Annotated in this window: 8 protein-coding genes and 1 pseudogene; 4 read left to right on the top strand and 5 right to left on the bottom strand. The window is 45.2% G+C overall.

The genetic code is table 11. The annotated features are described in order from the left end of the window. From ABW391_RS20100 to ABW391_RS20080, 5 genes and pseudogenes are all read right to left on the bottom strand, one after another. Window positions 1-429, bottom strand: a pseudogene (locus tag ABW391_RS20100) (hypothetical protein); the annotation flags it as partial. A gap of 44 nt (window positions 430-473) precedes the next feature. Then, on the bottom strand, window positions 474-1,235 hold the full coding sequence (locus tag ABW391_RS20095) for an SDR family NAD(P)-dependent oxidoreductase (RefSeq protein ID WP_353483702.1): 762 nt from the start codon (window positions 1,233-1,235) through the stop codon (window positions 474-476). An 86-nt stretch (window positions 1,236-1,321) separates the two neighbouring features. After that, complete coding sequence (locus ABW391_RS20090; RefSeq protein ID WP_353483701.1) at window positions 1,322-1,555, bottom strand: hypothetical protein; 234 nt, start codon at window positions 1,553-1,555, stop codon at window positions 1,322-1,324. 231 nt (window positions 1,556-1,786) lie between these two features. Beyond that, on the bottom strand, window positions 1,787-2,377 hold the full coding sequence (locus ABW391_RS20085; protein WP_353483700.1) for a hypothetical protein: 591 nt from the start codon (window positions 2,375-2,377) through the stop codon (window positions 1,787-1,789). Window positions 2,378-2,434: 57 nt separating this feature from the next. Beyond that, complete coding sequence (locus ABW391_RS20080; protein WP_353483699.1) at window positions 2,435-3,100, bottom strand: HAD family hydrolase; 666 nt, start codon at window positions 3,098-3,100, stop codon at window positions 2,435-2,437. Between the two features lie 155 nt (window positions 3,101-3,255). Here ABW391_RS20080 and ABW391_RS20075 point away from each other — a divergent pair, with 155 nt between their 5' ends. From ABW391_RS20075 to ABW391_RS20060, 4 genes are all read left to right on the top strand, one after another. Then, complete coding sequence (locus ABW391_RS20075; protein WP_353483698.1) at window positions 3,256-4,944, top strand: DUF1800 domain-containing protein; 1,689 nt, start codon at window positions 3,256-3,258, stop codon at window positions 4,942-4,944. A gap of 58 nt (window positions 4,945-5,002) precedes the next feature. After that, the gene (locus ABW391_RS20070) at window positions 5,003-6,559 is read left to right on the top strand and encodes a DUF1501 domain-containing protein (RefSeq protein ID WP_353483697.1); all 1,557 of its coding nucleotides are present in this window, start codon (window positions 5,003-5,005) and stop codon (window positions 6,557-6,559) included. 94 nt (window positions 6,560-6,653) lie between these two features. Further along, entirely contained in the window at window positions 6,654-7,580 is a 927-nt protein-coding gene (locus ABW391_RS20065; RefSeq protein ID WP_353483696.1) for an FAD:protein FMN transferase, read from the top strand. 178 nt (window positions 7,581-7,758) lie between these two features. Continuing rightward, window positions 7,759-8,388 (top strand): Crp/Fnr family transcriptional regulator, encoded by a 630-nt coding sequence (locus ABW391_RS20060; protein WP_353483695.1) that lies wholly within the window; start codon window positions 7,759-7,761, stop codon window positions 8,386-8,388. The last annotated feature ends 15 nt before the right edge of the window (window positions 8,389-8,403 follow it).

Raw genomic sequence — 8,403 nt, 5'->3', positions numbered from 1 at the left:
CAAGGCTTTTGCTTCAATTATGGGGGATTGTTGTGCCAGCTTGTATCGATCCAAATTGATACCTGCATGGAGTAGAGTAGTGGAAACGAAGTAACCACAAGCTATTTTGCCCTTTTGGGGGGTATCAGTGTAACCATTAAAATCCCAGGCGGTGCCATACCAATGAGGAATTATCTCCTGAAGCAGTCCTTCGGTAAACAATTCGGCTGCACGAGTACTGTCTATTTTTCCTTTTTGCAATTGCTTTCGTAGTGCAATGCGCAGGTTTTGCAGATTGATTTTGGCACTATTGTAACTCTTGGTTCGTGGCAAAAGCATTGACTTGGGTAATGTTTCAGTTCTTTGGTTTGAAGCACTACCCGATTCTCCTTCCTGGCAAGAATAAGTGAAAAGGCAAAATGAAAACAGCAAAAGGTATTTAGTCCACATGTTATTGTTTTGCTTTTTTACGGGAAAAATGACCTTGAGCTCACCTACTGCAAAATCCCCCCATCCGCCAAAAACAAACCACCCGTAGAATAAGCCGAGGCATCCGAAGCCAAAAACAAGGCCAGGTTGGCGATCTCTTCAGGCTCGCCAATTCTGCCAAGAGGCGTTTGTTTGAGGTAATATTTCAGCATGGCTTCATTGGACCAAAGGGCTTCGCTGAATTTGGTTTTAATCAAACCTGGACAGATCGCATTGGCGCGAATCCCGTATTTCCCCCATTCTTTGGCCATTGATTTGGTGAGCATATTGAGCGCTGCTTTGCTGACGCTGTAGCAACCCAGGCCTTCCGTTGCGATAAAAGCCTCTACACTGCTGACGTTGATGATTACTCCTTTTTGGTGTTCCTTCAGGTAGGGCAATGCCATTTTTGCCAGTTCCAGCGGTGCTTTTACATTGATCTGCATGATTTTTTCCAGGGCATCCACGGATTCCTCCAAGGGGCCAAAGACTGGGTTGGTGGCGGCATTGTTGACGATGATGTCGATGCGGCCATATTTCTCGATGGTGCTGTTGACCAAGTGTTGGAGTGCCTGGCTGTCGCCCACGTGGGCAGCAATTCCGAATGCCTCGCCGCCATTGGCAACAATTTCAGCGGCAATTTCATCTACTGCATCCTGCTTGCGGCTGCTGACCACTACTTTTGCCCCATTTTGAGCAAAAATTTGAGCGATGGAAGCTCCGATGCCTTTACTGGCACCAGTAACGATGGCGACTCGGCCATCAAGACGGAAAGGATTTTGCGACATGAGCAAGTGGGTTGAAATTCAAATTCAAACCACAAATTAGCGAATTTTCGCTTGAAAAAACAAAAGGAAAAAGACAACGGGTAAAATTAGGGAATCAAGTTTTTCCCCATTTCGACGAGTTTCTTCAAAATAAAGGCTTCGGGAAGTGATTTTTTGTTTTCCAGGTTGTCCAGTTTATCCATGATCTGGTCTTCGCAGAATTCTAGGGTCTGGCTGGTGGGTTCTCCTTTTGCTACAGTATTGAGGTACAAAAAAGAAGATAAACTTCCGACAGCAATCAGGCTAAACAATCCGGTTTTAAGTAGGCTTTTCGATTTCATTTTCAGCATCAATGTTATTGTTGGCAAAATTAGTCTTTATTATACTTCCTCGCTGGATAAATCGACTGAAGTGTCATTTTTCCAAGTTGAATTGTATTACGGGAAAGACGAGTCATCTGATCAATTGGTTGCAAAAACAGGCATAAAAATTACAAGAAAATATAAAAAATCAAAAAAGGTTGTTTAAGCGCGTGCCCAAACAACCTTTTTTGATGATTTCCTGATGAATGATCAGTTGTTTGTAGGCAATGGATTGCCCAATGAATCGACTTGCAAGGCGTAGGGTGTAGGCAAGTTCATCATCTGAATAGCTTTGGCCATAGCTGGCTCTTGGCTTACTGAGTTGTTTACCATTTTTACCCAGGACATGTACCCCCCTTCTTTCGAAACACCTTGAATTTGCCATTCAGTATCCCGATTGTCGTCAATCGCAGAATCGAGGAATACATTTTGCATGATCCTACCCATGTACGGATTTTTTTCCTCCCGAATAAAATAGGTGCCTTCGTCCAAGGTTTTGCCCCAATGGCCACCATAGTATGTGCCATCTGCGTTAAACTGATACCAAGTTCCTTTGTTTTCACGCTTTTTAACGTAGGAATCCTGGCCTGTTGGCACCAAATAATGCTCAAAAACCCAATAATTGGTTTGTAGTTTTTGCACCACCAAATTGTTGGGAGGAGCTACGGGAGCAGCAGCACTGCCTTTCTTGGCCAAACCAGTCAGTTTGCTAACATCCTCTGCGGGTGCTTTTTTCTCAGGTTTGCAGGCCGAAACCGCCATGAGTGCGGTAAATCCAACCAATAGTACACTTTTGATCATGAAGGATTATTTTTTGTCATAAAAAATTCGAACCAAATACATTTTCCGCTGGTCGCACTAGTCCGTACCCAAGGCAGAAATGATCTTGCGAAACCGCACACTGTCAAAGTCAGGAATCACCAAATCCGCTTCATCTTGGAGGTCATCTGCCCGACCCACACCAACTACAAAAAAATTGGCTTCACCAGCAGCAGCAGCACCATCTTTGGTATGTTCAAAGACAATGGTTTCGTCTGCTGACATGCCCAGATCTTTGGCAACCGATAGGTATGCACTGGAAGATACGGAAGCAAATCCACCGCCTTCAATTTCAACAATGGAATGAAAGAGATGGGTGATTTGAAGTCGATTGAGTACTTTTCTAGTATTGGGATAGGCCGATACAATACCCAGGTTTAGGCCTTTGTTTTTCAATTCTTTGATAAAAACAAAAACATCATCCTCGATATCATCTGGGGTAATGTCAGCAATGTGATCGGCTATTTCTGCATCAATTGCTTCCATTATGCCCGAACGCTGTGCCTCATCGATTATTTTGTCACTGCGTTTTATTAACGCTTCCAGGGCTTTTTTGCGGGTTTCCCCGTAGGTAACGGTACTTTCAAGTGCTTGTTCTTCGGGGTCAATGCCCCATTTTTTTGCCAGGCGTTCCAAAGCCTCCTGAAAAATACGTTGGGTATCGATGATGACCCCTTCAAGGTTGAAAATGCAGGCTTTGATCATAAATTAAGGATGCTTTTGTGATTGCCTCAAAAATACGCCTTAATTTCTAACGAATCCTTTGTAGAGAATCTTTTTTCTAATCATTAAACTTTTCTTAAATTGTGGAGTCTAATCTTGCGCGGTTATTTTCCATTACACAACCAAATTTTCTTCCTATGGATAGAAGAGCAACGCTTTCTACGCTATTGGGTCATCCCCATGCGACGAAGGCACTACCCAAAACCGAGACTACGGTTAACCCACCCATATTAGGACTAGCGCCTTATAAGGGTCCTTTTGGATTCGAACAAGCTGCGCATCTTTTGCGGAGGGCAACCTTTGGTGCTAAGTATGCGCAGATCAAAGCTGCTGCTGCTAAGGGTTTAAAAGCAACGATGGATGAATTGTTCCAGACTTTGCCTTTGCCCAAGCCTCCTCTCAATTACGATTATACTGCTGATCCTTTAGTACCTGTAGGTTCTACATGGATTGATGCAGCATATGGCCGCGATTCAGGTACAGGGTCGCTATTGCACCAGAATTACAGGAATATCTCTTTGCGCACCTGGACTTATGAAAACATCCTCAATGAAGGGATTTCTATCCGGGAGCAGCTCACCCTTTTCTGGCACAACCATTTTGGAATTGGAGACAACCAGGACGCTAAATTTTGGTACCAACACATGGTTTTGTTGCGTACTTATGCCTGGGGTAATTTTAAGGAGCTGATCAAAAAAATAAACACAGACCCCTTGATGTTGCGCTTTTTGAACGGCAATCAAAACTCGGCTACTGCACCCAATGAAAACTATGCCCGGGAAGTCCTCGAGCTTTTCACGATTGGTAAAGGCCCACAGGCTGGCCCTGGTGATTATACTAATTACACAGAGCAGGACATTAAGGAACTTGCAAAAGCATTTACTGGCTGGCGTGATCAGGGCTACAATACCATCGATGTCAATACCAAAGTAGGCTCCTTTTTTCGGATTTCTTCCCATGATACCAAAGTTAAAAAGTTGTCCCCCCGCTTTGATAATAAGGAGATTCCCAATGGCTTTGACAAAGAACACGAGACTGCCATTGACATTATTTTCACCAAAAGCGAAGTTGCCCGTTTCATTAGCCGCAAATTGTACCGTTGGTTTGTCTATTACGACATCAGCGCTGAGGTGGAACAGAATGTCATTTTACCTATGGCCGACATTCTGATTCAAAACAATTATGAAATCAAACCAGCACTACAGGCGCTGTTGCAAAGTGAGCATTTTTTTGATGCATTGAACATTGGGCCAATGATCAAAAACCCAATCGATTTTTCACTCAATTTCATCAAGCAAATTGGCTGTAGTGCATTTGAGGTAGCTGACCTGGCCTCTCGCCATAAGGCACTTGCCATTTTATACAGGGATGTGATCAATCAGCAAATGACCTATTTTGACCCGCCGGATGTAGCGGGTTGGAAACCCTACTACCAGGAACCTGCGTTTTACCGCATCTGGATCAATTCGACAACTTTGAAGTACCGGATGCGCTTGACCGATCAGTTGGCCTCAAATACCTACAGCGTAGGCGTTAAGACCGGTTTGAATGTACTGAATTTTGCAGCTTCCATGCCAACCCCGACCGACCCATTCCTGCTGGTTGAAGACATGGTAAGCGTCTTGCTCCCACAGTCATTGACCGACAAGCAATTGACCGATTTGATGAATGCTTTTCTCTCGGGAACACCAGATTACGAATGGGGTACCATTTGGACGAACTACACCAAAAACCCGGGTAATGCCACGGCTCGCGCCAGTGCAGAAACCAAATTGCGGAATTTGGTGAAAGCTATTTTGAGTTTGCCTGAATATTTCCTTAGCTAAGACATTCTGCAAGCTTGAATTTTCATCAAGCAAAGGGTGTTTCCCAAACCATTTTCAAATGAAAAGAAGAAACTTCATAAGAACGGCAGGAGCAGCAGCCACCATCCCGATGGTGTTAAACGGGATGAAATTGTCGGCTTCTCCCATGAGTGCCTTGTTCAGCAGCATCGATCCTTATTCCGATAAAGTTTTGGTCATCATTCGCCTGAGCGGCGGTTACGATGGCTTGAATGTCGTATTGGCTTTGGATCAATACAGCAATTTGTCAAAATTGCGCACCAATATTCTGATACCTGAAGCCAAAGCGCTGAAAATTAGCACCACCACCGGCTTGCACCCAGCAATGACAGGCTTCAATCAATTGTATCAGGATGGAAAACTGAGTGTGATTCACAGCGTAGGTTATCCCAACCAGAACCGGTCTCACTTTCGTTCTACCGACATCTGGCAATCAGGTTCGGGCGCCAACGAGAACATCAATACTGGCTGGGTAGGACGCTATTTTGAAGAGAAGCATCCCAAATACCCGGAAGGTTATCCCAATGGTCAATTTCCAGATCCATTTGCGCTGACCCTCGGCAGCACTGTTTCAGAAACTTGCCAGGGCACCGTTGGAAACTTTAGCCTTACACTAACGGATCCATACAATTTCGGTAAACTCACCGAAGGCAAAGAAACCTTGTTTCCGGAAAGTCCATATGGCAAAGAACTGTCTTTTTTGCGGACGTCCATTTCGCAGACCAACCAATATTCGGATGTGATTACGGCGGCGTCTAAAAAGGGCAAAAACCTGGCTACCTATCCGACTTCAAATTTGGCTTCCCAATTGAAAAACGTGGCCTTGTTGATGTCAGGTGGACTCAAAACCCGGGTATACGTGGCCAACCTGGGAGGGTTTGATACCCATGCCAATCAGGTAGACGGCAGCGATACCACCAAGGGAACCCATCGAGAATTGCTGTTCATCTTGTCGGAGGCCATTAGGGCTTTTCAGGAGGATTTGCGCAAACTGGGCTTGGAAGAGCGTGTTGTAGGCATGACCTTCTCTGAATTTGGACGCCAAATCAAGTCCAACTTTAGCTTGGGCACCGACCACGGCACGGCAGCGCCGCTTTTTGTATTCGGCTCCTGTGTCAACAAGCAAATTGTGGGCAAAAACCCGGAAATACCGGCTACTGTACCTGACCAAACCGGGGTACCCATGCAAACCGATTTCCGGGATGTGTATGGTTCGATTTTGCAGGATTGGTTTGGGGTGAGTGTAACCGACATCAAAGATTACCTCTTTGCCAATTACACCCACCAACCCATCATCAAAAACTGTGCGGTAACAACCGATACCGATGATCTTTTGGTAGAAGAAACATCCGTACAGGTGTACCCGAACCCATTCCACGAGGTTTCTCGCATTGCTTTCCGCTTGAATGCATCTGCTTTTACGCGGGTAAGTGTGTTTGACAACATCGGCAGTGAGCTGCAAGTACTGATCAGTCAGCAATTGGGTGCGGGCGATCACCAGTTGGAGTTTTATGGGAGAGATCTTCCAGCGGGCATTTATTTCTGCCGCATTCAAGTTGGTCGCGAAGTGCAATCTTTGCGGATGATAAAAATTTGAAATTAGTCCGTTAGGCCATAGTTGAATGGGATGGGATATAGTAAATATTGATGAAATGTGTTTACTTTTAACCCGAACAAAATCCACCCATCGCATGCGATTTATTTGTTGGTTTTTACTGGTTCCTGTCTTTGCCATTGGTCAAAGACAGGAATTTTTTCATCCCCAAATGGGCACACTTTTTCAGATCATTGTGTATACCCCCGACAGCAACTTCGCCCGGCAAGTAAGCAATCTCGCCTTTGCTCGCATTGATAGCCTCAACCAAATCTTCAGCGATTACCAGGAAAGCAGTGAAATCTCTCGCTTGTCCAAAACCGCAGGAACAGGTACATGGGTGAAGGTGAGTCCCGACATGTGGCGACTCTTGCGCGTTTCACAAAAAATCTCCCGCCAAAGCAATGGCGCATTCGACATCACCATCGGCGCATTGACCAAAGTGTGGCGGAAGGCCTTTCGGCAATCTCAATTCCCCACCAACGCTGAGATCGCTAAAGCAAAACATACCGTAGACTATCGTTCATTGCGAATGAATGGCCTGTCTCATAAAGTCAAGTTGCTATTGCCCGATACCCGCCTGGACGCTGGTGGCATTGCCAAAGGCTACGCGGTAGATGCCGCCATGAAAGTTTTGCGCAAAGCCGGAATCCGGTCTGCCCTAGTTGCTGGCGGTGGCGACATCCGGGTAAGCAACCCTCCACCCGACAAAGCGGCCTGGATCATTGCTACCAAAGGCGCTGACGCAACTGGCCAAATTGTGGACCTCGAAAAAAACCTCAACAACCGCGCCATTTCTACTTCTGGCGATACTTATCGGTTTTTGGAATGGGAAGGCATCCGCTATTCTCACATCATCGATCCACGCAGCGGTATGGGCATCCAGCACCGTCAATTCACGCGGGTCAGCGGCCCTCGATGTACCCTGGCTGATGCTTTGGCTACTGCGGCCAATGTGTTGCCGCTTGCTGAACGAGATAAGTTGGCAAAGAAATTTCCTAAGTATTTGATAGAGGTGTATTGAAAGTTAGTTGGTGAAAGTCTTTCACCGCAGTTTAATGATTGTTCAATGTCTGGAGTTGTTCCAGCGCTTATTTTTTGGCATTATTGACAAGCATTTCAACTTGCACCGGCTACTGTTTATACCTTAGAGTAGATTCATGAGATTTGTCATTTTACATCATTTTTAAAGCAATTTATCGATGCAACATACTGAGCCCTTCAATGCTATTTTTGAATTAGCCTTACTTGAGGAATTTGAAAAAACTGGGGAGCTGCTTCACATACCAGCGGGCGAAGTAATCATTGAAATTGGTCAAACAGTACGGGTAATGCCCGTGATCATCTCCGGTTCTTTGAAGGTAAGTCGATTGGATGATCAAGGTCATGAACTGTTGTTGTACTACATCAACCCCGGGGAAAGTTGCGCCATGACTTTGACCTGCTGTATGGAATTTTTCCCCAGTGAAATCCAAGCAGTTGCTGAAGATGATGTTACGCTTTGGGCTATCCCCGTTCCGGTAATGGATTCTTGGATGCAAAAATATCCTACCTGGAAAAGATTTGTCATGCAAACCATTCGTTTTCGATTCAATGAATTGCTAAAAACAGTTGACCAAATCGCATTTCAAAACCTCGACGAGCGCCTGGTTCACTATCTCAAAGAAAAATCCAAAGCCATCGATTCTACCCTCATCAATTTATCCCACCAGCAGATTGCCAATGAGTTGGCCACTTCCCGGGTTGTCATTTCTCGCCTCCTCAAAAAACTTGAAACCGACAAAAGGGTTTTACTGTACCGCAACCAAATTAAAGTGCTCAAGGCTTTGTAACATTTGTAACTGACT

The organism is Haliscomenobacter sp. (genome assembly GCF_040403615.1).
GTDB lineage: Bacteria > Bacteroidota > Bacteroidia > Chitinophagales > Saprospiraceae > Haliscomenobacter.
Note: the sequence above shows the minus strand (reverse complement) of the source record. Positions and strands in the feature narration are given on the sequence as shown.

Coding starts and splice junctions, on each gene's coding strand:
- ABW391_RS20095 (WP_353483702.1), bottom strand. CDS start 1,235: ATGTCGCAAAATCCTTTCCGTCTTGATGGCCGAGTCGCCATCGTTACT.
- ABW391_RS20090 (WP_353483701.1), bottom strand. CDS start 1,555: ATGAAATCGAAAAGCCTACTTAAAACCGGATTGTTTAGCCTGATTGCT.
- ABW391_RS20085 (WP_353483700.1), bottom strand. CDS start 2,377: ATGATCAAAAGTGTACTATTGGTTGGATTTACCGCACTCATGGCGGTT.
- ABW391_RS20080 (WP_353483699.1), bottom strand. CDS start 3,100: ATGATCAAAGCCTGCATTTTCAACCTTGAAGGGGTCATCATCGATACC.
- ABW391_RS20075 (WP_353483698.1), top strand. CDS start 3,256: ATGGATAGAAGAGCAACGCTTTCTACGCTATTGGGTCATCCCCATGCG.
- ABW391_RS20070 (WP_353483697.1), top strand. CDS start 5,003: ATGAAAAGAAGAAACTTCATAAGAACGGCAGGAGCAGCAGCCACCATC.
- ABW391_RS20065 (WP_353483696.1), top strand. CDS start 6,654: ATGCGATTTATTTGTTGGTTTTTACTGGTTCCTGTCTTTGCCATTGGT.
- ABW391_RS20060 (WP_353483695.1), top strand. CDS start 7,759: ATGCAACATACTGAGCCCTTCAATGCTATTTTTGAATTAGCCTTACTT.